Origin of the sequence: Microbacterium sp. NPDC007973 (genome assembly GCF_042958465.1) — a bacterium.
Taxonomy (GTDB): domain Bacteria; phylum Actinomycetota; class Actinomycetes; order Actinomycetales; family Microbacteriaceae; genus Microbacterium; species Microbacterium galbum.
Map to the genome: position 1 here is coordinate 235,473 of NZ_JBIBJJ010000003.1, position 26,804 is coordinate 262,276.

The following is a 26,804-nucleotide window of genomic DNA, read 5'->3' on the forward strand; positions in this document are numbered from 1 at the left end:
CGTTCCGGCACGGCGATCTCACGCGCACCGGCGGCCGGCCGTCCGAGCCCCGCGCGACGGCATGCCTACCCGACTCGCGTCCGCTCGCCCGTCCGGTCAGCTCGAGACGTAGCGGCGCGGTACGGCGGGAGACACGCGGAGGGCGATCTCCTCGCCGATCGTGTCGATGAGTTCGGCGAGATCGGTGGCGCTGTTGCGTGATCCCCGTCCGAAGACGATGACCTCGTCTCCCGGGGCCGCCCCGGGCCAGGGCGCGACGGACACGGAGACGGGGGTGATCGCCTCGACACGCCGGGGCCCCGCCGGGGTGTCGACGTCGAACCGCCCCGCGAGGGTACTCGGGAGCCCGTGCAGATAGCCGACATCGAGGTGCACCCCCGCGGCATCCACCTCCGTCACCGTCGCCACGAGAGCCGCGATCGGTTCGATCCCCAGCGAGGCCTCGTCGGGGCCGCCGGCGGGGCGGATGCCGTACGAGAACGCCCCCACGCGCACGAGGTCTTCTCGGAACTCCCCGCGGGCGAACCCGGCCGCGCTGGCGGCGAGGTGCGAGAAGCGAGGATCGAGACCGGCGGCGCGGGCGGACTCGCGCGCGGCGAGGAACACCGCTCGGGCCTCATCGTCGTCGGCGTCGGATGCCTCGGAGATGTGCGACCAGATGCCCTCGAGCTCAGCGCGCCCCCGCGCGACGAGCGCGGCGGTGCGATCGAGCGCCTCGCCCCACCGTTCGGGACGGATGCCGTTGCGGTGCAGGCCCGTGTCGATCTTGAGGTGGATGCGCGCCACGCCGTCCACGGTCAGTCCGGCGAGGTCGTCGAGCAGGGCCTCGTCGCCGACGCCGAGGTCGAGATCGGCCGCGATGCCGGCGGCGAGGTCATCGGCCCCGCCGATGAGCCAGACGAAGATGCGGGCCTCGGGACCGACCACCGCTCGGACGGCCGCGCCGGTGACGACGTCGAACGCGCCGAACCAGCGCACGCCCTGCGCGAACGCGTGGGCGACGAGGCGTTCGAGTCCATGCGCGTAGGCGTCGTCCTTGACCACCAGCATGTGGGCGGCGGGGGCGACGGCCTCGCGCACGCGGTGGAGGTTGCGCGAGAAGGCGTCGAGGTCGACGCGATACGAGGCGGTCACGCGATCACTTCCCGTTCGGCCCGCGCGCCGATCATGGCGACGATCTCGGCTGCCGTGAGGCCCGTGGCATCCGCCCACTCCTCGAGGGAGGGGTGTCCGTCGGCGGGATCGCCGAAGAACACGACCTCTGCTCCGCGAGTGATCGCCGCGTCGCCGACATCGACGACGCAGACGTCCATCGCCACGCGCCCGACGATCCGATGACGCCGCCCGTCGATCGACACCGTCGCGGCATTGCCGAGGGCGCGCACGACGCCCTGTGCGTACCCTCCGGTGACCAGGGCGACGGTCGTGTCGTGGGGGGCACGGTGCGTGTAGCCGTACGACACCCCCTCCCCGCGCAGCAGCGGCTTGGTGCCGAGAGCGCGCCCGCGCAGCGACATCACCGGGCGGGTGTGCGCCCCCGGGAGGCCGTAGAGCGCCATCGGGTCGAGGGTCGCGGCATCCATTCCGAGGTCGGCGAGGACGGATGCCACCCATGCGGCACCGTGGCCCCAGGCGTCGGCGGCGAGGGCGTCCGCGGCGAGGGCGTCGGCGCCGCTCGGCGCCAGGGAGAGCGGGGCGTTGGCGCGCAGAGCAGCGGTGGACAGAGCCGCGACGGGAGCGACTCCCCCGGCCCCGGGCGTGCGGGCAGGGAGCGTGGAGGTCACCCCTTTAGACTAACGGGGTCCTTCGTCCCCGACCCCGGAGCGTGCATGCCTAGCCAGGGCTTCTCCCCCGTCACCCGTCTGCGCTACCTCGCCGGACGCGCCCGTCGCATCGACGTCGGATCCGTCGTGGAGCGCGCCAAGGAGGCCTCCGCCCAGCACGGCAAGTCCCTGCCGCTGGTCGTCGCCGACATGCTCTTTCAGGCCGGCGTGAAGAACGTCGGCTTCCAGGACTACATCGACTACGACTTCGCGATCCTCACGCCCGCCGAGCGCGCGACGTACATGACGCACCCGGTCTCGAACCAGATCTCGCAGAAGTACGACCACCCCGACTACCGCGGTCTGTTCCAGGACAAGGTGGAGTTCGACCGGAAATTCAGCGACTTTCTCCGCCGCGACTGGATGGTGGTGGATGCCGGCAACGCCGACGAGCTGCGCGCCTTCACCGAGCGGCTGGGCACCATCGTCACGAAGGAGCCGGTGGGCCAGGCCGGAACCGGTGTGCACCGTTACCACGCGGCCGAGGTCGAGGACTGGACGCAGTTCCACCGCGGACTCCTCGAGCGCGGAGAGATCCTCGTCGAAGAGGTCATCCGCCAGCACGACGACCTTGCGGCCGTCTGCCCCGGCACCGTGAACACCACGCGCGTGACGGCGTTCTTCGACGGGGAGAAGACCCACATCCTGGCGATGGCGCAGAAGTTCGGCCGCGGTGCGGTGAGCGATCAGATGACGTTCGGCGGCTTCTACACGATGCTCGACGAGAACGGCCACGCGCTCGGCGCTGGCTACGACTCCCATGGTCACGTCCACGAGCTGCACCCCGACTCGGGCGTGCGCATCGCCGACTTCCAGCTGCCGATGATCGACGAGGTCAAGGCGTTCGTCGACCAGGTCGCCCGTGTCGTGCCGCAGGTGCAGTACGTCGGCTGGGACATCGTCGTCGGTCCCGAGGGTCCCGTGCTCGTCGAGGGCAACTGGGGCGCGGGGGTCTATGAGAACAAGCCGAGCGTGACGGGGATCCGTACCGGGCACAAGCCGCGCTACCAGGCAGCCATCGGGTTCTGATCCCGGATGCCGAGTGGCCCGTTCCCCGCGCGGGGGCGGGCCTCACGCGTGCCCGGACGGCGCTGAGGTCGTCAGGGGTTCCGGTGGCTTCGATGGGCTCAGTCACCTGGGTGGGGAGGACCCCGAGCTCGACGAAGGGTCACGGCACGGCACGACGCCCCTCGGCATCCGGACGCAGAAAAGGCCCGCCCCGCGAACGGGACGGGCCTTCCGTGCAACAGGTGTCAGCTGTGGCGGACGATACCCAGCGGAGTCGACTCGTGACCCTGGCCGAGCGGGTTGTCCTTCAGGATCGCGACGAGTCGCTTCTCACCGGCCTTGTCCATGGTGGAGCCGAGGATGTTACCGCCCAGGTCGTTGATGTCGACGACGGCGACGTCGAGGTCGATGCCGAGCAGCGACTTCAGACGGGCCGCAACCTCTCGGGGGCGCTCCGGGCCGAGGACGACGGCCTGGTTGTACGGCGGGATCGTGCCCTTGGTCGGACCGTCGATCGCCCGGGCCTTGTCGCCGGCGATGCGATAGAAGTCGCCCTTGCGGCCGAACGCCTTGGTCACGGCGGAGACCGCCGCGGCGAACAGGATGCGGGGCGTGCCGCACTCGCGCAGCGCCATCTCCATGGTCTCGGGCATGCCGAGACCGATGCCGTAGGGCGTGCGCGTCACGTACTTCGACAGGAACAACGCGAGCTTGCGCGGCTTGATCGAGTCGAGCTTGAACGAGCGGCCCTGCGTGATCGCGACGATCTTCTCGGTGACGAACAGCAGGTCGCCCGGCTGCACGGCATCCTTCGCGTACTCGAGGATGAAGGCGTCGAGGTCGTCGCCCGGCATGACGACCCGCGTGCGGATCGGGATGCGGGCGTACGACGTGCCGTCGACGGTACGGGTGAGCGCCTTGCCGGCGTTGGCCTCCGCGCTCATTCGAGGTAGTCCCGGAGCGACTGCGAGCGGCTGGGGTGACGCAGCTTCGCCATGGTCTTCGACTCGATCTGGCGGATGCGCTCGCGCGTGACGCCGAACGTGTCGCCGATCTGGTCGAGGGTCTTGGGCTGACCGTCGCCGAGGCCGAAGCGCATACGGATCACGCCCGCCTCGCGCTCGCTGAGCGAGTCGAGGAGCGATTCCAGCTGACGCTGCAGCATCGTGAAGCCGACTGCGTCGGCGGGGACCACGGCCTCGGTGTCCTCGATGAGGTCACCGAACTCGCTGTCACCGTCTTCGCCGAGGGGCGTGTGCAGCGAGATGGGCTCGCGGCCGTACTTCTGCACCTCGATGACCTTCTCGGGGGTCATGTCGAGCTCGCGGCTCAGCTCCTCGGGCGTGGGTTCCCGACCCAGGTCCTGCAGCATCTGGCGCTGGACGCGCGCGAGCTTGTTGATGACCTCGACCATGTGCACCGGGATGCGGATGGTGCGGGCCTGGTCGGCCATGGCGCGGGTGATCGCCTGACGGATCCACCAGGTGGCGTAGGTCGAGAACTTGAAGCCCTTGGTGTAGTCGAACTTCTCGACCGCACGGATCAGACCCAGGTTGCCCTCCTGGATGAGATCCAGGAACTGCATGCCGCGACCGGTGTAGCGCTTGGCGAGCGAGACGACGAGGCGGAGGTTGGCGCCGAGCAGGTGGCTCTTCGCGCGCTGGCCGTCGCGGGCGACCCACTGGAGGTCAAGACCGAGCTGGCTGGTCTTCTCGGCGGCCGACATGTTCGACAGCTTCTCTTCGGCGAACAGGCCCGCCTCGATGCGCATCGCGAGCTCGACCTCTTCGGCCGCGTTCAGCAGCGGGACTTTACCGATCTGCTTGAGGTAGTCCTTGACCGGGTCGGCGGTCGCGCCGGTGATCTGCGCGGAGTAGACGGGGACGTCGTCCTCGTCGCTCGACGAGATGACGATCGCGCCGGACGGCAGGGCCTCGGCGGGCGCGGCCGGGGTCTCGTCGTCCTCATCGTCGTCGGACTTCTTGGCGCCGGGCTTGGCCGCGTCGTCGGACTCCTCCGCGTCGTCGCCGTCTTCGACGTCGATCTCGACGTCGCCCTCGTCGTCGACGTCCTCTTCGTCTTCGAGGTCGTCGTCCTTCTTCGCCTTGGTCTTGGCCTTGGCGGGCGTCGCCTTGGCCTTGGCGGGGGCTTTCTTGGCGGGAGCCTTCTTCGCGGTCGTCGTCGTCGACGCCGTCACGGTCTCCTCGGAGTTCTCGAGCTCGGTGTCCTTCGCACCCCGGGAGCGGGTCTTGGTTGTCGTGCCTGCCACGTTTCGCCTTTCACCGGGAACGTACGTTGCACGGCCACCGGTCGTTCTCGGACACTAGTAAGACCCTTGTCAAGTACCGAGCCGAGGAGCGTGGCTCCTTGACCGGATGACAACGGGTCAGGTTCTTCATTGTCTCACATCCCCCGACCGGGACTTGACGCGGACCGGGGATCTATGCGTATACAACGCCCTCCCGGCCCTCCGCATTCCCTCCGGACGCCGTACCTTGCGGCATCCGGTGACGGGGTCGCCGCGCGGTCGCCGCGTCTTGGGCGCGTCGCCGTACTCCGCCAGCTCAGCCGAGCTTGCCGCGCCGGTCGTCGTCGCCGGGGCGGGTGGCGAGGAACCGCTCGAGTTCCGCCGCGAGCTCGTCGGCGCTGGGCAGGTCGCCCGTGTGGATGATGGGGGTCGCGTGCGTGGAGCCGGCCATATAGGAGTCGTAGCGCTCCTCCAGCCCCTCGAGCATGCGAGTGAGCTCTTCGCTTCCCTCGACCTGCTCGGCGACCTTGCCGATGAACTCGCGGTTCTCCTCGCGCAGCACCTCTCCGGAGAACACGAGTCCCGTCGCGACGGTGAGGCTGTCCAGAGCGGCCAGGGCGGCGGCCGGGTATTCCGTGTCGCCGAGGTAGTGCGGAACGAGTAGCGCGAAGCCGGCCACTTTGGCGCCGGCCTCCGCGAAGCGGTATTCGAGCAGATGACCCGCCGTTGAGGGGACCTGCGTGTGCGGGCGCCAGACCGAGTGCGCCTCGGCGAGGTCGGGTCGCGTGCCGCTGACCGTGGTGCCGATGGGCCGCGTGTGCGGCACCGGCATGGGGATCGCGTGCACCCACGTGACCGACGACACCTGCATGCCGGCGGAGAGCTCGAGAACGGTCTCGGCGAAGGCCTCCCACAGGAAGTCGGGCTCGTAGCCGGCCAGCAGCAGGAACGGGTGCCCGAGCGAGTCGTGCGCGAGCGAGAGTTCGAGCCGGGCCGGTCGGTAGTCGGTGAGGTGGTCCTCGACGAAGGTGATGACCGGACGCCGCGCGCGGTAGTCGAGCAGCACGTCGTTGTCGAACACGACGACGGGGTTCGGCTCCAGGTCGTCGCGGAAGTACTCGACCAGTCGGGTGACGGCCCCGCCGGCGTCGGTGAACCCCGTGAGGGCGATCACGAGCGGCAGGCCCGACGGCACGGGCGGCGCCGCGGGGGCGCGGTCGTACAGCGGGGCGGAGGAGGGCATGCATCCACTCTACGAGCGCTCCCGGATGCCCGGTCGCGGTGCGTCCCGCTGCTAGCGAACACGCACGAACCTAGGATGGATGTCATGCCGTTCCCCTCCGTGGCGTACACCGACGCCCCCGTCCTCGAATCCGATGCCGACGCGATCCTGCTGATCGTCCCCACCACTGCGGAGGGAGCGTCCGACCCCGATGGCTGGGACGGACTGGGGGCGGCGCTGTCCGCGATCGGATTCACGGGGGCCGTCGGGTCCTACCAGCGCGTGCACGTGCCCGGTGTCGACAAGCCCGTCGCCGTGGTCGGTGCGGGCTCCGACGCGACCGACGCGTCCGTCCGGGATGCCGCCGGCGTCGGCCTGCGGCAACTCACCGGTTTCGCGCACGTCGCGATCCAGTCGCTGGTGGCGGCGCCGTGGCGTGCGATCGCCGAGGGTGCCGCACTCGGCGGATACCGCTTCGCCGACTACAAGAAGAAGTCCGCGAAGGCGCGAGCCGAGCGCGTGAGCGTGTCGACGAGCGAAGCGCCGGCCGAGACCGACGTCACCGCGGTCGCCGCGATCTCGGGAGCCGTCGCGCTCGTCAAGGACCTCGTGACCACGCCCGCCGAGTGGCTCGGACCCGCGGACTTCGCCGAGGCCGCCGTCGCGGCCGTGAAGGATCTGCCCGTCGAGGTCGAGGTGCTCGACGAGGCTGCGCTGCGCGAGGGCGGCTACGGCGGAATCCTCGGCGTCGGCCAGGGTTCGGACCGCCCGCCCCGCATGGTCCGCCTCGAGTACTCGCCCGCCGGGGCCGAGCGCCACGTGGCCCTCGTCGGTAAGGGCATCACCTTCGACACCGGTGGTCTGTCGCTGAAGCCGCCGGCATCCATGGTCGGGATGAAGTACGACATGTGCGGCGCCGCCACGGTCCTCGCCGTGCTGAAGGCCGCCGCCGAGATGGCTCTGCCCGTCAAGGTCAGCGCGTGGCTCTGCATCGCGGACAACATGCCGTCGGGTCGGGCCACCCGCCCCGGAGACGTGCTGCGCACCCTCGACGGCACGACCGTCGAGGTGCTGAACACCGACGCCGAGGGTCGCCTCGTGCTCGCCGACGGTCTGGCCGCGGCGAGCCGCGAGAACCCCGACCTGATCGTCGACGTCGCCACTCTCACCGGAGCGATCACCGTCGCCCTCGGCAACCGCCACACCGGGGTCATGGGAGACGACGCCGCGGTCGCGTCGTACCTCGAAGCGGCGGGTCGCGTCGCGGAGCTGGCGTGGCAGCTGCCGCTGCCCGACCACATGATCGACGACCTCGACTCCCCCATCGCCGACCTGCAGAACGCGAAGATCGGCGACCCCGCAGGCGGTTCGCTCTTCGCCGGCCTGTTCCTGCGCCACTTCGTCGGCAGGGTGTCCGACGAGGCCGACGCGCCTCGCATCCCCTGGGTGCACCTCGATATCGCGGGGGTCGGTATGAACAAGTCCGCCCCGTTCGGGTACACCGACAAGGGCGTGACCGGCGCGACCGTCCGTTCGCTGGTGGAACTGCTCGTCTCGGACGGCGCACGGTGACCGAGTACACCGCGGACGTCGTCGTCCTCGGTGGCGGCAGCGGCGGATACGCCGCCGCGCTGCGCCTCGCCGAGCTCGGCAAGGACGTCGTCCTGGTCGAGAAGGACAAGCTCGGCGGCACCTGCCTGCACCGAGGTTGCATTCCGACGAAGGCCCTGCTGCACGCCGGTGAGGTCGCCGATGCCGCGCGGGGAGCGTCGGACATCGGTGTGGACGTGACGTTCACCGGAATCGACCCGGCCCGAGTGCGCGCCTATCGCGAGGGGATCGTCGCCAAGAAGTACAAGGGTCTCGAGGGTCTCATCTCGGCCCGCGGCATCCGCGTCGTCTCGGGCGAGGGGATGCTCGAGGCAGGGCCCGCTGTGCGTGTCGGAGACGACCTCTACCGCGGAACGGACGTCATCCTCGCGACGGGTTCGTACAGTCGCAGCCTCCCGGGCCTGGAAATCGGCGGGCGTGTCCTGACCAGCGAGCAGGCTCTCGATCTCGACGTCATCCCCGAGCGCGTCGTCGTGCTCGGCGGCGGGGTCATCGGCGTCGAGTTCGCCAGCGTGTGGCGCTCGTTCGGCGTCGAGGTCACGATCGTCGAAGCCCTCCCCCACCTCCTCCCCGCCGAGGACGTCTCGTCGAGCAAGGCTCTCGAGCGCGCCTTCCGCAAACGCGGCATCGCCTTCCAGCTGGGTCGGCGGTTCACGTCGCTCACCTCGGACGACCGCGGCGTCACAGTGTCCCTCGACGACGGCAGCGAGCTGGTCGCCGACTACGTGCTGGTGGCCGTGGGCCGCGGTCCCGCGACCGCCGGTCTCGGCTTCGAGGAGGCCGGGGTGGTGCTCGAGCGCGGCTTCGTGCAGACCGACTCCCGCCTGCGCACCGCTGCGGCGCACGTGTGGGCCGTGGGCGACATCGTGCCGGGTCTGCAGCTCGCGCATCGCGGCTTCCAGCAGGGCATCTTCGTCGCCGAGGAGATCGCGGGGCTCTCGCCCGTGCTCGTCCCCGACGTCGACGTGCCGCGGGTCGCTTACTCGCACCCCGAGGTGGCGTCGGTCGGGCTCACCGAGGCCCAGGCTCAGGATCGTTACGGATCCGAGGCCGTCCGCGCGTACGAGTACAACCTGGCCGGTAACGGCCGCAGCGAGATCATCGGGACCTCGGGGATCGTCAAGATCGTGCGTCGTGTCGATGGACCCGTCGTCGGGGCCCACCTCGTGGGCGATCGCGTGGGAGAGCTGATCTCCGAAGCCCAGCTCGCCGTCGGCTGGGAAGCGCATCCCGAAGACATCGCGCCGTTCGTCCACGCGCACCCCACCCAGAGCGAGGCGCTCGGCGAGGCCTTCCTGGCGCTCGCGGGCAAGCCGCTGCACGCACTCTGACCGACAACCGGTCACTAAGCTAGATACCGCATCCGGTACGAAGGAGACATATCCATGAGCACATCCGTCGTCCTCCCCGCTCTCGGCGAGAGCGTCACCGAGGGAACGGTCACCCGCTGGCTGAAGCAGGTCGGTGACACCGTCCAGGAGGATGAGGGGCTGTTGGAGATCTCGACCGACAAGGTCGACACCGAGATCCCCTCCCCCGTCTCGGGCGTGATCGAAGAGATCCTCGTCCAGGAGGACGAGACCGTCGAGGTCGGTGCCGTCCTCGCCAAGATCGGTGACGGCTCCGGCGCCTCGTCCAGCGACGACGCCCCCGCCGAGCAGGAGTCCGCTCCCGCCGAGCAGGAGTCCGCTCCCGCCGCTCCGGCCGAGTCGGCCCCCGCCGAGCAGCCCGCTCCGGCTGCGTCGGCTCCCGCTGCCTCCGGCGACGCCACCGAGGTCGTCCTTCCCGAGCTCGGCGAGAGCGTGACCGAGGGAACCGTCACGCGCTGGCTGAAGGCCGTCGGCGACGACGTCGCGGTCGACGAGCCGCTGCTCGAGATCTCCACCGACAAGGTCGACACCGAGATTCCCTCGCCGGTCGCCGGCACGCTGCAGGAGATCCTCGTCCAGGAGGACGAGACGGTCAACGTCGGAGCCGCCCTCGCCCGCATCGGCAGCGGTGCGGCCGCCCCCGCGCAGGAGGAGGCCCCCGCCGCCCCCGCCGCCGCCGAGGAGAAGCCGGCCGAGCAGCCCGCGTCCGCCGCTGCGGAGAAGTCCGCAGAGCAGCCCGCCGCGGAGAAGCCCGCCGCTCCGGCACCCGCCGCTTCGTCGAACGACGACGTCACCTACGTCACCCCCCTGGTGCGTCGCCTGGCGCAGCAGCAGGGCGTCGACCTGACGACGGTGAAGGGCAGCGGCGTCGGCGGTCGCATCCGCAAGGAAGACGTGCTCAAGGCGGCCGAGGCCGCGAAGTCCGCCTCTGCAGCCCCCGCCGCGCAGGCAGCCCCGGCCGCAGCGCCCTCCGCTCCGGTCGAGGTCTCGCCGCTGCGCGGAACGACGCAGAAGATGTCGCGTCTGCGCAAGGTCATCGCCGAGCGTGCCGTCGCGTCGATGCAGGCGACCGCTCAGCTGACCACCGTTGTCGAGGTCGACGTGACCAAGGTCGCGGCGCTGCGCGACCGCTTCAAGGGCGAGTTCCAGCAGAAGACGGGCGACAAGCTGTCGTTCCTCCCCTTCTTCGCGATCGCCGCCATCGAGGCCCTCAAGACGTACCCGATCATCAACTCCACGGTCGAGGGCGACGAGATCGTCTACCCGGCCCAGGAGAACGTCGCGATCGCGGTCGACACCGAGCGTGGCCTCCTCACCCCCGTCGTCAAGGACGCGGGCGAGAAGAACATCGCCCAGCTGGCGCGCGAGATCGCCGACCTGGCCGCTCGCACGCGTGACAACAAGCTGAAGCCCGACGAGCTCGCGGGGGGCACGTTCACGCTGACCAACACCGGTTCGCGCGGCGCGCTCTTCGACACGCCGATCGTGTTCCTGCCCCAGTCCGCGATCCTCGGACTCGGTGCCGTGGTGAAGAAGCCGGGCGTCGTGTCGGTCGACGGCAAGGATGCCATCTCGGTGCGCTCCTACGTCTACCTGGCCCTGTCGTACGATCACCGCATCATCGACGGTGCCGACGCGGCCCGCTTCCTCGGTGCCGTCAAGGCGCGCCTCGAGGCGGCGCAGTTCGAGGGCGACCTCGGCATCTGACACCGCCGACCGCCGGCTCATGATGGCTGGTCCGCGACCGTTTCGACGGCGCGGACCAGCCATCTGTCGTCGTGCCGGACGAGCGTGACGTATTGCGCCCTGTCGGAATCCGCGACGCGGACGACGGCGACACCCCCGAAGTCCTCGAGGAGCGCGATATCGGCGTGCTCGGCATGGGGAAGCAGCGGCTCCCGTGTGAACGTCGACCCCTCGTCGAATGCGCTGCGGCACTCGGGATCGTCTCCGCACCCGGAAATCTCGCCGAAGACGCGTCGTGCGACCTCGACGATGTCGTCGGAGAGCGGAACGCGATCGTCGGCCGGCCAGGGCGACGTGGCCGAGGGTCGGGGAGTGATCGACATGGTCGGCGGCGCGATACGGGACACGTGGGGCGTCGAGGATGCCACCGGCGCGGGTTCCCGCACCTCGGGGAGGAAGACGGATGACACGACGGCGGCGACCGCGAGGACGCCCACCCCGATGACGGCCGCGCGGAAACGAGGCGACGATGCCCATCGCTCGCGGAGGCCCGCCGTGCCGTTCCGTATCGTGCGGAACAGGTCGTCGTCGAGGAGTCCGAGCGGACCGCCCGTCAGCGCGTCGTCGCGATCCTCCGCCCGTTCCTCGACGATCACCGGTGCCAGGGGGCCCAGCACGAGCGGCGCCGGGTCGGCGTGCGCGAAGAGGCGCCTCTCGATGGCATCCCACTCCCGCGGCGGGCGGGTCGCCACCACCTCTCCCGCCCGGTCGACCAGGCCGCGCGTCGTCGGATCGGGGACGAGCGCGGCGAGCCGTCGAAGGCCGTCTGCGGTCGACGCCACGACGTCCGGAGCGCCGTGATCTTCGACGACGACGGGTCGCCCCTCCGCCGTCAACCACCACGCGGCTCCCCCGCCTCGGACGGCCGCGCTCCGGCATCCGCGCAGGAGACCGACGGCGGCGGTGACGACCTCGCCGGGGGTCAACACGGTCGCGCTGGCGCCCCGGCGACGCAGGTACGCGATGAACGGCTCGACGGGGGTCGAAGAGACGGAGGTGCTCATGCCCCGATCGTGCGCCGGCGCGGGAGGTGCGCGCGGGACGGCCGGGGCCGGATGGGGATGGCCGCTGCGACAGCGCCCCTGGGGAGGAACCGCTCGCGGCGAAGATAGAATCGTCCTCATGGCCGCTCGCACCACCACGCCCGAGAAGCGTCCGGGCTTCTTCTCGCAGCTCAAAACGCTCTACACCTTCACGCAGAAGGAGTACCGCTGGCTGCCCTTCCTGCTCGCGGGCATCGTCCTGGTGGGCATCGCCCTCGGTGTGCTCGTCGGCTTCCTCATCCCGCCGCTGGCGGTGTGGAGCATCATCCTGTGGGGTGTCACGGGTCTTCTCGCCGGCATCCTGGCCGCAATGATCACGATGACGCGGCTGTCGACGACGGCGATGTACAAGAAGATCGACGGCATGCCCGGCGCCACCGGCCACGTGCTCTCGTCGTCGCTCGGCCGCAACTGGCAGGCCTCGGAGACGCCCGTCGGCGTCAACCCGCGCACCCAGGAGGCGCTGTACCGCGCGATCGGTCGCGGAGGCGTCGTACTGATCGGCGAGGGCAACCGCAGTCGCCTCACCCGTCTGGTCGGCGAGGAGCGCTCCCGCGTTCTCCGCGTCGCGGCGGGCGTGCCGGTCACCGTCCTCTACGTCGGTCACGGCGACGACGAGGTGCCGATCGCCAAGCTCGCCTCGACCATCAAGGCGCTGCCAAAGAAGGTCGACCGCGCCACGATGGCCGCCGTCATCAAGCGCGTCTCGTCGGTCTCGCAGGGCCTGTCGTCGCTGCCCATCCCGAAGGGCGTCGACCCGACGAAGATGCGAGCTCCGCGCCCGCGCTGATGCCGACGAGGAAGGCCCCCGCTCAGCGGGGGCCTTCCTCGTCGACGCGGGGTTGCGTCAGCTGCGGACCAGGACCGTCCCGACCGCCTTGTCGTGCAGACCGCGCTGATCGGCGTCCCACACGACCGCGGGGATGATGACGGCGAGCAGGAGCGTCCGCACGATGGGGCGCCAGAGCCCCACCCAGCCCCCGGATGCCAATTCGAGGCGCATGCCCATCAGCCGGTGCCCGGGACTTCCGCCGATGAGCGGGATGAAGAGGATCTGCACCGCGAAGAAGATGAGGTTCGTCGCGATGGGGTTGGCGAACGGCACCCCCGTCACCGGGTCGGGGGTGGAGAAGAAGGCGAAGCCGATCAATCCGGCGCTCGCGACGTCGATCAGGAGGGCCGCGATGCGGCGTCCCGGACGGGCGATGGAGCCGCGACCCTCGCGGGGAAGGCCGAGCCGCTGGCCCGGGTATTCGTTCTCGGCGGGGACGCTCACGCCATCCAGCGTAATCGGGCCGTCGTAACATCCCGGAAACATGCGAGATATGACCGGGACACCGGTTCTGGGTAGGGTCGAGGAGGCTGGCCGAGGCCGGCATGATCCCGAATGTTCTACCTCTGGAGTCTTCATGTTCAAAGATTCGTCCGAGGTGCTGAAGTTCATCCAGGACGAGGACGTCAAGTTCCTCGACATCCGTTTCACGGATCTTCCTGGTGTGCAGCAGCACTTCAACATCCCCGCCTCGACCGTCGACGAGGAGTTCTTCACCGTCGGACAGCTGTTCGATGGCTCGTCGATCCGCGGGTTCGCGAACATCCACGAGTCGGACATGCAGCTGATCCCCGACGTGACCACCGCGTACGTCGACCAGTTCCGCGAGGCGAAGACCCTCGTCATGGTCTTCGACATCTACAACCCGCGCAACGGTGAGATCTACGGCAAGGACCCGCGCCAGGTCGCCAAGAAGGCCGAGAAGTACCTCGCCTCCACCGGCATCGCCGACACCGCGTTCTTCGCCCCCGAGGCCGAGTTCTACATCTTCGACGACGTGCGTTACGAAGTGAAGCAGAACTCGAGCTTCTACTCGGTCGACTCCGAGGAAGGCGCCTGGAACACCGGCCGCGAGGAAGAGGGCGGGAACCTCGCCAACAAGACCCCCTACAAGGGCGGCTACTTCCCCGTCTCCCCCGTCGACAAGACGGCGGACCTCCGCGACGACATCACCCTCAAGCTGATCGAGGCGGGCTTCGCGCTCGAGCGCTCGCACCACGAGGTCGGCACCGGTGGTCAGCAGGAGATCAACTACCGCTTCGACACGATGCTGCACGCGGCCGACGACATCCTGAAGTTCAAGTACATCGTCAAGAACACCTGCGAGCAGTGGGGCAAGGTCGCGACCTTCATGCCCAAGCCGCTCTTCGGTGACAACGGCTCGGGTATGCACACCCACCAGTCGCTCTGGAACGACGGCAAGCCGCTCTTCTACGACGAGACCGGCTACGGCGGACTCTCCGACATCGCCCGCTGGTACATCGGCGGTCTGTTGGCGCACGCGCCCGCCGTGCTCGCCTTCACCAACCCGACCCTCAACAGCTACCACCGCCTGGTGAAGGGCTTCGAGGCGCCGGTCAACCTGGTGTACTCGGCCGGTAACCGCTCCGCCGCCATCCGCATCCCGATCACGGGCACCAACCCCAAGGCCAAGCGCATCGAGTTCCGTGCGCCCGACGCCTCGGGCAACCCGTACCTCGCGTTCGCGGCCCAGCTGATGGCCGGTATCGACGGCATCAAGAACCGCATCGAGCCGCACGAGCCCGTCGACAAGGACCTCTACGAGCTCCCCGCAGAAGAGGCCAAGAACATCCCGCAGGTTCCCAACTCGCTGCTCGACTCGCTCGAGGCCCTGCGCGCCGACCACGAGTTCCTGCTCGCCGGTGGCGTGTTCACGCAGGAGCTCATCGACACCTGGATCGAGTACAAGATCGAGAACGAGATCCAGCCGATCGCCCAGCGTCCGCACCCCTTCGAGTACGAGCTGTACTTCGGGGTCTGATCGCCCGATCCTCACGACGACGCCCGTCCCCGCCGTTTCGCGGGGGCGGGCGTCGTCGCGTGCGGGCGGCGACATGCGCGGTTCAGACAACGTAGCGCCGCAGAGTGTCGCGGCTGATGCCCGTCAGCTCGCTGACCGCCCGTTGGCTCAGCAGTCCGTCGCGAAGGAGTGCCTGAGCAGCCGTGCGCCGTCTTCCTGGTGGTGAGCCCGCGAACCTCCCCTGGGTGACCGTGCGGAGGGCGCGGGCCTCGGTGACCTCGGTGGAAGCGGCGAAGCGGCGGGCACGTTCGATCCCGTGCGCGAGCGTGCGGGGCGTTTGACCGAGACTCAGCGCCGCGAGGATCCGCGCCTCGCGCGGGTCGAGCTCCGCGAACTCGGTACGCAGCAACTCCTCGATCGCGTCGACCGAGGGGCATTCCATGGTGATGAGATGGTCGGTCCGAGGAACGGCTTCTGCGACGGTGGTCTCGATGAGGGTCAGGCACTCGCGCGGAACCGCGGCCAGAAGAGCGGCCACGACAGAGGGCCCGCGCGTATGGGCGTTGTGCAGCGCCATGGTCATGCCCGGGGCGACATCTCGTCGCACCCCCTCGGCGAGGCGGTCGACCGCGTCGTCGCAAGCGAGATCGACCGTGGCGAGCGGGCGCGATCGCTCCTGCGCCATCCAGCGGATCAGCGTCGACTTGCCGGAGCCGGCAGCGCCGACGACGGCGATCGTCCCCCTCTCCCGGATCCGCGCATCGGTCGGGGTACCGGTCAGCGGTCGGTTACCCGCGAGCACGGTGCGCTCGATCCGGATGCCGCGGCGCACGGCGTGACCCGAGACCTCGGTCCGCGGGGAGGGGCGCGCGCGGCCGAGGACCCGCGCGATCACCTCGCTCGCGCCGTCGCCATCATGATCGGCGATCTTTTCGAGCACCGCGAGGGTCGAGGGCGCGGGGCTCGCCAGGGCGAGCTCGACGATCTCGGCGAGGTCGTCGGCAGCCAGGCGTACCTGGCGACGACCGCGCGGTGCAGAACGGACGGTGCGGGGCGCCGCGGAAACGGAGGACATGGATCTCTCCCGAAGCTGAGTCGACAGGAAACCGGTCGTCGCAAGACGACCGCCGAGCCGCCGGAAAGGCGGCCGCACGTCGGATCAGGTGCGGGAGACGGAGGAGACGAGAAGCGGATGCCGCGGCGGCGGCGCTCCGGGGACGTCGACGGAACGCGGACCACGCCGCGTGACGAACAGGACCGTGTCCACGGAGGCGATCACCGCGAGGACGAGGACCGCCGTGCCGTCGAAGGCGGCCGCGTACACGGCATCCACCTCGACGGGAGGGACGAGATCGACCGTCGGCTCGCCCTCCGGATCGGTGTGGCCCAGCGACGCGACCGTCACGGCCGCGTGAGTGATGCCCTCGTGATCACCGGCATCGGCGTCGACATGCGTCGTCGCCCACGCGCTGCACACCAGGAACAGTGCGAGCACGAGACGCACCGCGCGCCACACGGCGCGCCGGCCGGGGGGAGGCGGGACGGCGGAGGTCATCACGTCGAGCCTACGGATGGTCCCCCTCGGACCGCGCCGGAGTGGACGAGCGGCAACCGAGCGGACACCTGATCTTCATCTGCGCGAGGGGCTGGGGTGCGCCCGTCCGGATGGGCTGAAGGAGCGGTCGACGACCGCCTCGACAAAACGAAGGACTCCCCCATGGATTCACGCACTTCCACGCGTCTGCGAACAGCCGCCGCCGCGGTCGCGGTGGCGCTGACCGCCTCCACCTCGGTGGCCATGCTCACCGCGCCAGCCTTCGCGGCGACTCCGGGCAGCGTGGCCGAACACGGTGGCGCGGCCCGCAACGACGGCGACATGACCGACGCTCTGCGCGAGTCGATCGTCGACGGTCCCGCCAAGAACGTCATCCTGCTCATCGGTGACGGAATGGGCGATTCCGAGATCACGGTCGCCCGCAACTACGCCGAGGGTGCGGGCGGACGTTTCCCCGGCATCGATGCGCTGCCGCTGACGGGCCAGTACACGACCTACTCGGTGAACGAGCAGGGCCGGCCGAACTACGCCTCCGAGTCGGCTTCGACGGCCAGCGCCTGGTCGACCGGCACCAAGACCGTCAACGGTCGCCTGAGCGTCGACTACCTGAACACGCCGCAGCCCACGCTGCTCGAGATGGCGAAGGCGAACGGCCTCAAGACCGGCAACGTCTCGACCGCCGAGATCCAGGACGCCACCCCGGGCGCCGAGATCGCACATATCTCCGCGCGCGGCTGCTACGGACCCGAGCAGACCACCGAGAAGTGCTCGTCGGAGGCTCTCGAGAACGGCGGACTCGGCTCGATCAGCGAGCAGCTGCTGAACGTGCGACCCGACGTGACCCTGGGTGGCGGGTCGGCGAGCTTCACGCAGACCGCGGCAGCCGGTGCCTGGAAGGGCGAGACGCTCTTCGCGCAGGCCGAGGACCGCGGCTTCACGCTCGTCGACGACGCCGCCGGCCTCGACGCCGTCACCACCGCCGACGCCGACCAGCCGTTGCTCGGGCTCTTCAGCGAGGGCAACTTCCCCGTGCGCTGGAACGGGCCCGAGGCCACCGACCTCACCGCGGGCGGCGACCTGCCCGAGGCGGTGTCGTGCACCGAGAACCCCGAGCGTCTCGCGAGCGGCCTGTCGCTGGCATCCCTCACCTCGAAGGCGATCGACCTGCTCGACGGTGACGAGGGATTCTTCCTGCAGGTCGAGGGCGCGAGCATCGACAAGCAGGATCACGCCGCCAACGCGTGCGGCCAGATCGGTGAGACCGTCGACCTCGACGAGGCCGTGCAGGTGGCGATGGACTTCGCACGCACCCAGGGCGACACCCTCGTCGTCGTGACCGCCGACCACGCCCACACGAGCCAGATCGTCGGTTCGCCCATTCCCGGGCTGAACACGCACCTCCTCACTGCCGACGGTGAGCCCATGATCGTCGCGTACGGCACCTCGCCCGAGGGGGGCTCGCAGCAGCACACCGGCGCGCAGGTACGCATCGCGGGCTACGGTCCGGGCGCGGCGAACGTGGTGGGACTGACCGATCAGACCGACCTGTTCTTCACGGCGTCCAACGGTCTCGCGCTCGATCGGGATCTCACCGCGTTGAGCGCCCAGGCGACCGTGTCCGCCCCTGCTGAGGTGCGCCCCGGCGACACTTTCATCGTGGCCGCCGACGGCTTCGCGGCCGACTGGCAGCTGACGGGCGCGGTGACGGATGCCGCTGACTTCGGACAGCGCGACGCGCTGCGCGGCTCGGCCCGATTCGAGGCGATCGCGCCCGATTCCGAGGGCACGTACGAGGTCACCGTCCGTGGTGCGCAGACCGGCACGATCAAGACCGCTTCGGTGACCGTGACGGCCGCCGCGGTCCCCGCTCCGACCACGGCACCCACGCCCGAGCCCTCGCAGTCAGCGGGTGCCGGCGCCGGTGCCGGGGCGGGCGCCGGTCAGGGCGGCAGCGGATCGCCGCTCGCCACGACGGGCGCGGCTCTGCCGATCGGCGCGGCGGTCCTCGCGGCAGCTCTGCTCGCTCTCGGCGCCTACTTGCGTTCGCGTCGCCGTCGCCACACCGAGTTCGTCTGAGCCCGCCCGACCCGATGCCCGTCCCCGCCGTTGTGCGGGGGCGGGCATCGTCGCTCCGGTCACCCCGCGGTGCGCGCCGCGCGTTTCTGCTCCTGGAACACCCGGATCGCCTCGTATCGCTCGGCGGAGCGGGCCTGCCGCTTGGCAGCCTCGACCTCGCGCACCTTCGGTGGTGCGCTCGTGACGAGGTCGTCGAGGAGATGCCGGACGGATGCCGTGATCTCGGCGACCGCGCGATCGAAGACGTCCTGATTGGCCCGCGACGGCGTCGTCGTGCCCACGATCTTGCGGACGAACTGCAGCGCGGCGTCGTGGCACTCGGCATCCGTCGCCGGGGGCGTGAAGTTGTGCAGGGGAACGATGTTGCGGCACATGCCCGACAGGCTAGGCCCCTCGCGCGCGACGCGCGAGGTCACCGCGTGCGGCGAGCGGGGATGTCGGGCCACCGGCGAACGAGACGCCCCGCCAGGCCGACGCCATAGACGACGAACAGCACGGCCACGGGGCCGCCGATGCCGACCACGAGCATCGCGGGCATGCGGCGTCGGCCGGATCCTACGACGTCGGTCCACTGCAGGTCACCGGCGGCGATCTGCGCGAGAGTGGAGAGGGCGAACGCGGCGATGATCGCACCCATCACGAGAGCCGTGGCGACCAGGAGCAGCGCCCGTCCGCGCCCGAGGCGCAGCAGGCTCGCGTCGAGGCTGTCGGTCCAGCGCTTCCGAAACGGTGTCACGACGACTCCCCCACGGCCCGTCGCATCCGCTCGTCGGGGACGTACAGGGTCCGGTCGGGGCGGGTGAGGCACGGAGGCTGCGGCATCGCTCCATCGAAGCACGCCTGCGGCGGTCTCCGGCACAGGCCCGTCCCCGAGGCGTCGGCTTGCCCGCATCCGCTTCCCGGCATCCGTACAGGTGCCCTTCCACCGCGATGTCAGGGGGGCACGCCAGGATGGAGGGATGCCGGACTCCCCTTACGCCTCGCGTCCGTGGTCGACCTCGTATGCCGAGGGCGTTCCCCTGGAGATAGACGAGCCCTGGCAGACGCTTCCCGACATGCTGTCCGCCTCGGTGGCCCGCTACGGGAAGAAGACGGCGCTCGAGTTCTTCGGCGCATCGACCTCGTACGCGGAGCTCGGCCAGCAGGTCGCCCGTGCGGCTGAGGGACTGCGCCGGCTCGGCGTGCGGGCGGGCGACCGAGTGGCCCTCGTGCTGCCGAACTCGCCGCAGCACGTCGTCGCCTTCTACGCCGCGCTGCGGCTCGGGGCCATCGTGATCGAGCACAACCCGCTCTACACGCCCCGCGAGCTGCGGCACCAATTCGAAGACCACGGCGCGCGCTTCGCGATCGTCTGGGACAAGCTGGCTGACACCGTCGCGGAGTTCCCCTCCGACCTGGCGCTCGAGCACGTGGTGAGCGTCGACATCACCGAGGCGCTCCCTCTCGGAAAGAGGCTCGCGCTGCGTCTGCCGGTGACGAAGGCGCGGGCGGCTCGCGCCCAGCTCACGTCCGCGCCCACGTCGAAGCGGCCGGTCGCGTGGAAGAAGCTCCTGACCCACGGCTCGCTCTCGCGCCGGCACGGCGGTCCCGCGCTCGACGACATCGCGCTCCTGCAGTACACCAGCGGCACCACCGGGAGTCCGAAGGGTGCGGTGCTCACGCACGCGAACCTGCGCGCCAACGCGATGCAAGGACGCGCCTGGGTGCCGGGGCTGAACGACGGCGAGGAGACGTTCTACGGGGTGCTGCCCCTGTTCCACGCCTACGGCCTCACCTTGTGTCTCACCTTCGCGATGAGCATCGGCGCGAAGCTCGTGCTCTTCCCGAAGTACGACCTCGACCTGGTCGTCGCCGCCTCGAAGAAGAGTCCGCCGACCTTCCTCCCGGCCGTGCCGCCCATCTACGACCAGCTCGCCCGCGCGGCGGCACGCGGCACGATCGACCTGAAGAGCGTGCGCTTCGCGATCTCGGGCGCCATGAGTCTGCCCGTGGCCACGGTCGATCGCTGGGAGGCTGCCACCGGCGGCCTTCTCGTCGAGGGCTACGGCATGACCGAGTCGTCGCCGGTGGCGCTCGGCAACCCGATCGGCCCGTCGCGTCGTCCCGGGACGGTGGGCGTGCCGTTCCCCAGCACCGAGATCCGCGTGGTCGACCCCGACGACCCCACCGTCGACCGCCCGCTGGGCGAGCCCGGCGAGCTGCTCCTGCGCGGTCCGCAGGTGTTCCAGGGGTACTGGAACCGGCCCGCCGACACCGCGGCGACCCTGCTCGACGGCGGGTGGCTGCGCACCGGCGACATCGCCTCGGTCTCCCCCGACGGCTTCGTGACCATCGTCGACCGGTTGAAGGAGATCATCATCACCGGCGGCTTCAACGTCTCGCCGAGCGAGGTCGAAGACGTGCTCACCTCGCACCCCGACATCGCGGGCGCGGCCGTCGTCGCCCTGCCGAAGTCGAGCGGGGGCGAAGACGTCGCCGCGGCGATCGTGCTGCGCGAGGGCGTCCAGGTCGAACCCGACGCGATCCGCGACTTCTGCAAGCAGAGGCTCGCGGCGTACAAGGTGCCGCGGCGCGTCGTCGTCGTCGACGACCTCCCGCGTTCGCTCATCGGCAAGGTCCAGCGGCGCGAGGTGCGCGAGCGTCTCGTGTCCTGAGCACGACGGCAGCAACGGATGCCGACCGCCGGCCGGAACGGCATCCCTCGCTGCTGCGCCGGTGGCGGGGCGCTCGATGTCTCGAGCGTTCGAGTAAAGGGATGCCCGGGCGGGCCGGCCGCCCCGCCGCTGCCGCCGACGGGTGATCAGCCGTAGAAGAGCTTGTCGAAGACCCGCCGGGCCCGTCGCGTCGCGCCGAGGTAATCCTCCTCGACCTGCGTCGCGGAGCGGGGCGCGTACTCGAGGATGCGTCCGATGCCGTCGAGGCGGCCACGGTCCACCGGGAGGATGTCACTGGTCTGACCCGACAGCAGGGTGTTGGCGGATCGCAGGCGGGAGGCCAGGTGCCAGGCGGCGGCGAGCTTGTCGCTCGCGTCGCGCTCGACCAGCCCGGCGACGGTCGCCGCCTCGAGGGCTCCGAGCGTCGAGGTCGTGCGCATGTCGGGCACGGCACGCGCATGCTGCAGCTGCAACAACTGCACGAGCCACTCGACGTCGCTCAGCGAGCCCGGACCGAGCTTGAGGTGCCGCGCGGGGTCGGCGCCCTGCGGGAGGCGTTCGTTCTCGACGCGCGCCTTGATGCGGCGGATCTCGCGCAGACCGCTCTGATCGGCCGAGACCGGGTACCGCACCTCGTCGGCGAGCTCCATGAACGCCGCGATCAGCTTGACGCTGCCGGCGACGCCGCGCGCCCGCAGCAGCGCTTGCGCCTCCCACGACAGCGACCACCGGCGGTAATACTCCGTGTAGGCCTCGATCGAGCGGGCCAGCGGGCCGCTGCGTCCCTCCGGGCGCAGCTCCGCGTCGAGGTCGAGCGGGAGACGGTGGTCCTCCGACTGCTCGCGCAGCCCCGCGACGATCTTCAGCGCCAGCTGACTCGCTCGTTGCGGGTCGACACCGTTCGCGCGGTAGACGTACATCACGTCGGCATCCGACCCGAAACCGAGCTCGCGTCCGCCGAAGCGCCCCATGGCGATGACGGCGAAGTCGAGGTCGTCGTCCTCGGGCGGCACCACGACGCGACGCACCGCACGCAGGGTCGCCTGGATCGTCACCTCGGTGATCGTGGTGAGGGCGTCGGAGAGCTCCTCGAGCGAAACGGTGCCCAGGACCGCGGCCATCGCCACACGCAGCATCTCCCGACGGCGCAGCGCGCGCACCGAGCGCATCGCATCGTCGATGTTCTGCCAGCGGGTCTGGATGGCGCGCGCCTCGTCTTCGAGGGCTTTGCCCGAGCGCGGGCGTAGGAGAGCATCGTCGTCGAGCCACGCCACCGACTCCGGGATCCACTCCATCAATTCGCCGATGTATCGCGAACCCGAGAGCACGCGCGTGAGGCTCTCGGCAGCGCCGGCGGAATCGCGGAGCATCCGCAGGAACCACGGGGTGTTGCCCAGCCGCTCGCTGATGCGACGGAAGACCAGCAGGCCGTAGTCGGGGTCGACGCCGTCGGCGAACCACCGGATCATGATCGGCATGAGGTGCCGCTGGATGGTCGCCTTCCGGCTCAGGCCGCTCGTGAGCGCGGCGATGTGCCGGAGTGCTCCGGCGGGGTCGCGGAATCCGATGGCCGCCAAGCGATCGCGCGCCTGTTCGGTCGACAGCGTGCGCTCGCCCTCGGGCAGCGCCGCGACGGCGGAGAGCAGCGGGCGGTAGAACAGGCGCACGTGGATGTCGCGCACCTCGCGCTTGATGCCCTCCCACACCGCCTGCACTCCGGATGCCGACTCGGCCAGCCGCGACGCGCGCGCGAGCACCCGCAGATCGTCGTCCTTCTCGGGCAGCAGTGCCGTGCGACGGAGCCCGCGCAGCTGCAGACGATGCTCGAGCAGACGGAGGAGCCGGTAGTCGCGACCGAAGGCCTCGGCTTCGCTTCGGCCGATGTAGCCCTCGGCCACCAGGGCGTCCAGCGCCTCGAGCGTCCCGCGCTGCCGGATGCGCTCGTCGGTGAGGCCGTGCACGAGCTGCAGCAGCTGCACGGTGAACTCCACATCGCGGATGCCACCGGGGCCGAGCTTCAGCTGCCGATTCACCTCCGCGGCGGGGATGTGGTCGGTCACGCGCTCGCGCATGCGCTGCACGCCCTCGACGAAGTTCTCGCGCGCCGCGCTGTGCCACACCAGAGGCTGCACCGCGGCCACGTACTCCGCGCCGAGCGAGGCGTCACCCGCGATCGCGCGCGCCTTGAGCAGCGCCTGGAACTCCCAACTCTTCGCCCAGCGCGCGTAGTACTGCTGGTGCGAGGCGAGACTGCGCACCAACGCGCCCTGCTTGCCCTCCGGGCGCAGGTTGGGGTCGACCTCCCAGAGCGGCGGTTCGATCTCGGGCCCGGCGATGCCTCGCATCGTCTGCACCGCGAGTCGCGTGCCGATGTCGATCGCACGCGCCTCGCTCACGACCTCCTCGTCGGCCGAGCCGCCCACGAAGATGACGTCGACGTCGCTGACGTAGTTGAGCTCGCGCGCGCCGGTCTTGCCCATGGCGATGATGGCGAACCGGGTCGCCTCGACCTGCGCGCGGGGGAAAGCGCCGGGTCCGGCTCCCGAGACCCGCGAGCGTGCGACGCTCAGCGAGGCTTCGAGCGCTGCACCCGCGAGGTCGGCGAGGGACGACGAGACGACGTCGATCGCCCCCGCCGGGTCGTCCTGACCCAGGTCGTAGGCGGCGATGCGGGCGAGCAGCCGCCGGTACCTGACGCGCAGGGCGACCCAGGCGGCATCCGTCGCGTCCGCCGCGAAACCCTCGTCGTCCCGCACGGATGCCAACAGTTCACTGCGCATCGTGGGCTCGTCGGGCAGGGTGAGGCCGGCGCCCGAGAGGTGCACGAGCTCATCGGGATGCCGGAGGTAGAACTCGGCGAAGCCGTCGGACGCCCCGACGATGTCCCACAGGGCACGCCAGGCGCCGGCGTCGGCGGCCGCGGCGCGGACCGCGGCGACGTCGCGCCGCGCCACTTGGAGGATCGCCCGCAGCGCGCGGTCGGGGTCGGCCACGCGCTGCGCGAGCCGCATGGCATCCGCCCGGTCGACGCCCACCGACTCCTCGAGCTCGCCGAGCAGGGTGTCTGCTTCGGTGAGCTGCGAGAAGCCGGTGCGGGCGAGGGCGGTGAGCGCGGTGGTGCGATCGCCCGAGGTCATCGGCGGTCCGTCAGAGCGCTTCGAGGTTGCTCGCGAGCTCGAACGGCGTCACCTGCGCGCGGTACTGGTTCCACTCGCGACGCTTGTTGAGCAGGACGTACTTGAAAACGGTCTCGCCCAGCGTCTCGGCGACGAGCTCGGACTCCTCGAGGTATTCGAGGGCATGGTCGAGACTCGACGGAAGCGGTGCGTAGCCGAGGGCACGGCGCTCGGTGTCGCTGAGCGACCAGACGTTGTCCTCGGCTTCGGCGGGGAGTTCGTACTCCTCCTCGATGCCCTTGAGGCCGGCCGCGAGCATGAGCGCGTACGACAGGTAGGGGTTCGCCGCGGAGTCGAGGGCGCGGTACTCGACGCGCGTCGACTGGCCCTTGTTCGGCTTGTACAGCGGCACGCGCACGAGCGCCGAGCGGTTGTTGTGGCCCCAGCAGATGAAGCTGGGGGCCTCGTCGCCGCCCCACAGTCGCTTGTAGGAGTTGACGAACTGGTTGGTGACCGCCGAGATCTCGTTCGCGTGGCGCAGCAGACCCGCGATGAAGTGACGGCCGACCTTGGACAGCTGGTACTGCGCACCCTCTTCGTAGAACGCATTCATGTCGCCCTCGAAGAGCGACAGGTGGGTGTGCATGCCGCTGCCGGGCTGCCCGCTGATGGGCTTCGGCATGAAGGTGGCGTAGACGCCCTGTTCGATCGCGACCTCCTTCACCACCGTACGGAACGTCATGATGTTGTCGGCGGTGGTGAGCGCGTCGGCGTAGCGCAGGTCGATCTCGTTCTGACCCGGGCCGCCCTCGTGGTGGCTGAACTCGACCGAGATGCCGAGGTCTTCCAGCATGCGCACCGAGCGTCGACGGAAGTCGTGGGCCGTGCCGCCCGGGACGTTGTCGAAGTAGCCCGCCGAATCGACCGGCTGCGGCTTACCGTCGGCGCCGAGCTGCGACGACTTCAGCAGGTAGAACTCGATCTCGGGGTGCGTGTAGAACGTGAAGCCCGCGTCGGCCGCCTTGGCGAGGGTGCGCTTGAGCACGTGGCGGGGGTCGGCGACCGCCGGCTGACCGTCGGGCGTGGTGATGTCGCAGAACATGCGCGCCGTCGGGTCGATCTCGCCGCGCCACGGCAGGATCTGGAACGTCGTGGGGTCGGGGTGGGCGAGCAGGTCGGACTCGTAGGAGCGGGTGAGGCCCTCGATCGCCGATCCGTCGAAGCCCAGGCCCTCGGTGAAGGCGCCCTCGACCTCGGCGGGCGCGATCGCCACCGACTTGAGCGTGCCGACCACGTCGGTGAACCACAGGCGCACGAACTTGACGCCGCGCTCCTCGATCGTGCGCAGGACGAAATCACGCTGCTTGTCCATCGTCATCCTTCGTTTCGGGGGCGGTCGGTCCGTCGGATCCGAGCCTCAGTCGTTCTCGGCCTCTTCGTCGGCCCACTGCTTGGCGCGCTGCTTCAGCAGCTGCGGCGCGTTCGCCGCTTCTTCGGCGGTGTCGAAGGGACCGGCGCGGTCGATCGCGGGCGACTCGTACCCCTTCTCGACCTGGCCGGTCTCGAGGTTGTACCAGTACTTCTCGTTGTCGTCGCTCACGATGGCTCCTCACGTGGGTCTCGCGGATCGGCGCGGTCCCGCCGGTGCTCTCCCGATCCTACTGATGCCGACCCCGCGGCTGGATAGGCTGAGGGGCATGGCAACGAATGCGTCTCGTGCGGTCGGAGTGGACATCGGCGGAACCGGCATCAAGGCGGGGATCGTCGACCTGGATGCCGGCGAGCTCGTCAGCGACCGGGTGAAGGTCGCCACCCCCGCGGGTGCGGAGCCCGCCGACGTGCTGGAGGCCGTGAAGAAGGTCCTCAAGATGCTGGAGGCTCCCGCGGACCTTCCGCTCGGCGTGGCCTTCCCCGCGATCGTCAAGGGTGGACGCACGCTGTCGGCGGCGAACGTGTCGAAGTCGTGGATCGGATTCGAAGCCGAGAAGTTCTTCGAGCACGGACTCTCGCGCGACATCCACTTCGCCAACGACGCCGACGTGGCGGGCATCGCCGAGGTGCGGTACGGCGCGGCGAAGGGTGTCGACGGTCTCGTCATCCTCACCACGCTCGGCACCGGCATCGGGTCGGCCATGATCTACGACGGCGTCCTCGTCCCCAACAGCGAGCTCGGTCACCTCCAGCGCGCCGGGCACAAGAAGGATGCCGAGCACTTCGCCGCCTACTCCGCGATGGAGCGCGAGGAACTGTCGTGGGACAAGTGGGCCAAGCGCCTGCAGTGGTACTACGACTACGTCGAGTTCCTCTTCAGCCCCGACCTCATCGTCGTCGGCGGCGGCGTGTCGAAGCACTCCGAGAACTTCCTGCCGCTGCTGAAGCTGCGCGCGCCGATCGTCCCGGCCAAGCACCGCAACAACGCCGGCATCATCGGTGCCGCCTCCCTCGCCGTGCCGGTTCCCGAGGCGCTGCCCGCCGTCAAGTGACGTCCTCGCCGCGGCCTGGGGATACTGCGTGGATCA

At 70.1% G+C, this 26,804-nt stretch carries 23 protein-coding genes; 9 read left to right on the forward strand and 14 right to left on the reverse strand.

The features are described 5' to 3' along the window. Positions 1-96: 96 nt before the first annotated feature. Complete coding sequence (locus ACFZA2_RS10025) at positions 97-1,134, reverse strand: alanine racemase (protein WP_391403951.1); 1,038 nt, start codon at positions 1,132-1,134, stop codon at positions 97-99. Next, positions 1,131-1,784 carry an alanine racemase C-terminal domain-containing protein gene (locus ACFZA2_RS10030; RefSeq protein ID WP_391403953.1) on the reverse strand — a complete coding sequence of 218 codons (654 nt, stop codon included), beginning with the start codon at positions 1,782-1,784 and terminating at the stop codon, positions 1,131-1,133. Before ACFZA2_RS10030 ends, ACFZA2_RS10025 begins: the two co-directional genes overlap by 4 nt. A gap of 45 nt (positions 1,785-1,829) precedes the next feature. Between ACFZA2_RS10030 and ACFZA2_RS10035 the strand changes: the two genes are divergently transcribed. After that, positions 1,830-2,852: a sugar-transfer associated ATP-grasp domain-containing protein gene (locus ACFZA2_RS10035; RefSeq protein WP_366376021.1), complete on the forward strand. Its 1,023-nt coding sequence runs from the start codon at positions 1,830-1,832 to the stop codon at positions 2,850-2,852. 224 nt (positions 2,853-3,076) lie between these two features. Here the strand turns inward: ACFZA2_RS10035 and ACFZA2_RS10040 are convergent, their stop codons facing one another. From ACFZA2_RS10040 to ACFZA2_RS10050, 3 genes are all read right to left on the reverse strand, one after another. Continuing rightward, positions 3,077-3,775, reverse strand: a complete 699-nt coding sequence (locus tag ACFZA2_RS10040) for a coenzyme F420-0:L-glutamate ligase (RefSeq protein ID WP_391403958.1) — start codon at positions 3,773-3,775, stop codon at positions 3,077-3,079. Next, positions 3,772-5,100, reverse strand: coding sequence for an RNA polymerase sigma factor (locus ACFZA2_RS10045; protein ID WP_391403961.1), 1,329 nt, complete (start codon positions 5,098-5,100; stop codon positions 3,772-3,774). Before ACFZA2_RS10045 ends, ACFZA2_RS10040 begins: the two co-directional genes overlap by 4 nt. 295 nt (positions 5,101-5,395) lie before the next feature. Next, positions 5,396-6,322, reverse strand: a complete 927-nt coding sequence (locus ACFZA2_RS10050; RefSeq protein WP_315995695.1) for a PAC2 family protein — start codon at positions 6,320-6,322, stop codon at positions 5,396-5,398. An 84-nt stretch (positions 6,323-6,406) separates the two neighbouring features. On the opposite strand from ACFZA2_RS10050, the gene ACFZA2_RS10055 reads away from it, so the two are divergent. From ACFZA2_RS10055 to sucB, 3 genes are read left to right on the forward strand one after another with little or no spacing between them, the layout of a single operon-like run. Next, on the forward strand, positions 6,407-7,873 hold the full coding sequence (locus ACFZA2_RS10055) for a leucyl aminopeptidase (RefSeq protein ID WP_391403964.1): 1,467 nt from the start codon (positions 6,407-6,409) through the stop codon (positions 7,871-7,873). Then, a complete protein-coding gene (gene lpdA / locus ACFZA2_RS10060; protein ID WP_391403967.1) occupies positions 7,870-9,243 on the forward strand; it encodes a dihydrolipoyl dehydrogenase in 1,374 nt (457 codons plus the stop codon). The genes ACFZA2_RS10055 and lpdA overlap by 4 nt, the downstream gene beginning before the upstream one ends. A gap of 54 nt (positions 9,244-9,297) precedes the next feature. Beyond that, positions 9,298-10,989, forward strand: a complete 1,692-nt coding sequence (sucB, locus tag ACFZA2_RS10065; protein WP_391403970.1) for a 2-oxoglutarate dehydrogenase, E2 component, dihydrolipoamide succinyltransferase — start codon at positions 9,298-9,300, stop codon at positions 10,987-10,989. Between the two features lie 17 nt (positions 10,990-11,006). Here sucB and ACFZA2_RS10070 read toward each other — a convergent pair whose 3' ends face one another. After that, on the reverse strand, positions 11,007-12,032 hold the full coding sequence (locus ACFZA2_RS10070) for a hypothetical protein (protein WP_391403973.1): 1,026 nt from the start codon (positions 12,030-12,032) through the stop codon (positions 11,007-11,009). Between the two features lie 118 nt (positions 12,033-12,150). On the opposite strand from ACFZA2_RS10070, the gene ACFZA2_RS10075 reads away from it, so the two are divergent. Beyond that, a complete protein-coding gene (locus ACFZA2_RS10075; protein WP_391403976.1) occupies positions 12,151-12,861 on the forward strand; it encodes a DUF4191 domain-containing protein in 711 nt (236 codons plus the stop codon). A gap of 57 nt (positions 12,862-12,918) precedes the next feature. On the opposite strand, the gene ACFZA2_RS10080 is transcribed toward ACFZA2_RS10075, so the two are convergent. Beyond that, a complete protein-coding gene (locus ACFZA2_RS10080) occupies positions 12,919-13,347 on the reverse strand; it encodes an RDD family protein (protein WP_315995689.1) in 429 nt (142 codons plus the stop codon). Between the two features lie 133 nt (positions 13,348-13,480). Here ACFZA2_RS10080 and glnA (ACFZA2_RS10085) point away from each other — a divergent pair, with 133 nt between their 5' ends. Continuing rightward, on the forward strand, positions 13,481-14,905 hold the full coding sequence (gene glnA / locus ACFZA2_RS10085) for a type I glutamate--ammonia ligase (RefSeq protein WP_094734498.1): 1,425 nt from the start codon (positions 13,481-13,483) through the stop codon (positions 14,903-14,905). 82 nt (positions 14,906-14,987) lie between these two features. Here the strand turns inward: glnA (ACFZA2_RS10085) and ACFZA2_RS10090 are convergent, their stop codons facing one another. Both ACFZA2_RS10090 and ACFZA2_RS10095 read right to left on the reverse strand, forming a co-directional pair. Further along, the gene (locus tag ACFZA2_RS10090; protein ID WP_391403980.1) at positions 14,988-15,959 is read right to left on the reverse strand and encodes a hypothetical protein; all 972 of its coding nucleotides are present in this window, start codon (positions 15,957-15,959) and stop codon (positions 14,988-14,990) included. An 84-nt stretch (positions 15,960-16,043) separates the two neighbouring features. Continuing rightward, positions 16,044-16,439, reverse strand: a complete 396-nt coding sequence (locus tag ACFZA2_RS10095; RefSeq protein WP_391403983.1) for a hypothetical protein — start codon at positions 16,437-16,439, stop codon at positions 16,044-16,046. A 162-nt stretch (positions 16,440-16,601) separates the two neighbouring features. Here ACFZA2_RS10095 and phoA point away from each other — a divergent pair, with 162 nt between their 5' ends. Continuing rightward, positions 16,602-18,515, forward strand: a complete 1,914-nt coding sequence (gene phoA, locus ACFZA2_RS10100) for an alkaline phosphatase (RefSeq protein WP_391403985.1) — start codon at positions 16,602-16,604, stop codon at positions 18,513-18,515. A gap of 59 nt (positions 18,516-18,574) precedes the next feature. On the opposite strand, the gene ACFZA2_RS10105 is transcribed toward phoA, so the two are convergent. Together ACFZA2_RS10105 and ACFZA2_RS10110 are read right to left on the reverse strand one after the other, a co-directional pair. Next, positions 18,575-18,889, reverse strand: coding sequence for a DUF2277 domain-containing protein (locus ACFZA2_RS10105; protein ID WP_391403988.1), 315 nt, complete (start codon positions 18,887-18,889; stop codon positions 18,575-18,577). A gap of 38 nt (positions 18,890-18,927) precedes the next feature. Continuing rightward, a complete protein-coding gene (locus ACFZA2_RS10110; protein ID WP_391403991.1) occupies positions 18,928-19,251 on the reverse strand; it encodes a hypothetical protein in 324 nt (107 codons plus the stop codon). 223 nt (positions 19,252-19,474) lie between these two features. Here ACFZA2_RS10110 and ACFZA2_RS10115 point away from each other — a divergent pair, with 223 nt between their 5' ends. Then, positions 19,475-21,169: a long-chain-fatty-acid--CoA ligase gene (locus ACFZA2_RS10115; RefSeq protein WP_391403994.1), complete on the forward strand. Its 1,695-nt coding sequence runs from the start codon at positions 19,475-19,477 to the stop codon at positions 21,167-21,169. A 146-nt stretch (positions 21,170-21,315) separates the two neighbouring features. On the opposite strand, the gene ACFZA2_RS10120 is transcribed toward ACFZA2_RS10115, so the two are convergent. The 3 genes from ACFZA2_RS10120 to ACFZA2_RS10130 are packed head-to-tail and all read right to left on the reverse strand — an operon-like array spanning position 21,316 to position 25,885. Further along, positions 21,316-24,306, reverse strand: coding sequence for a bifunctional [glutamine synthetase] adenylyltransferase/[glutamine synthetase]-adenylyl-L-tyrosine phosphorylase (locus tag ACFZA2_RS10120; RefSeq protein ID WP_391403997.1), 2,991 nt, complete (start codon positions 24,304-24,306; stop codon positions 21,316-21,318). A gap of 10 nt (positions 24,307-24,316) precedes the next feature. Next, positions 24,317-25,657: a type I glutamate--ammonia ligase gene (glnA, locus tag ACFZA2_RS10125; RefSeq protein WP_391404000.1), complete on the reverse strand. Its 1,341-nt coding sequence runs from the start codon at positions 25,655-25,657 to the stop codon at positions 24,317-24,319. A 45-nt stretch (positions 25,658-25,702) separates the two neighbouring features. After that, complete coding sequence (locus ACFZA2_RS10130) at positions 25,703-25,885, reverse strand: SPOR domain-containing protein (protein ID WP_315995684.1); 183 nt, start codon at positions 25,883-25,885, stop codon at positions 25,703-25,705. Positions 25,886-25,982: 97 nt separating this feature from the next. On the opposite strand from ACFZA2_RS10130, the gene ppgK reads away from it, so the two are divergent. Continuing rightward, positions 25,983-26,768, forward strand: coding sequence for a polyphosphate--glucose phosphotransferase (ppgK, locus tag ACFZA2_RS10135; protein WP_391404004.1), 786 nt, complete (start codon positions 25,983-25,985; stop codon positions 26,766-26,768). The last annotated feature ends 36 nt before the right edge of the window (positions 26,769-26,804 follow it).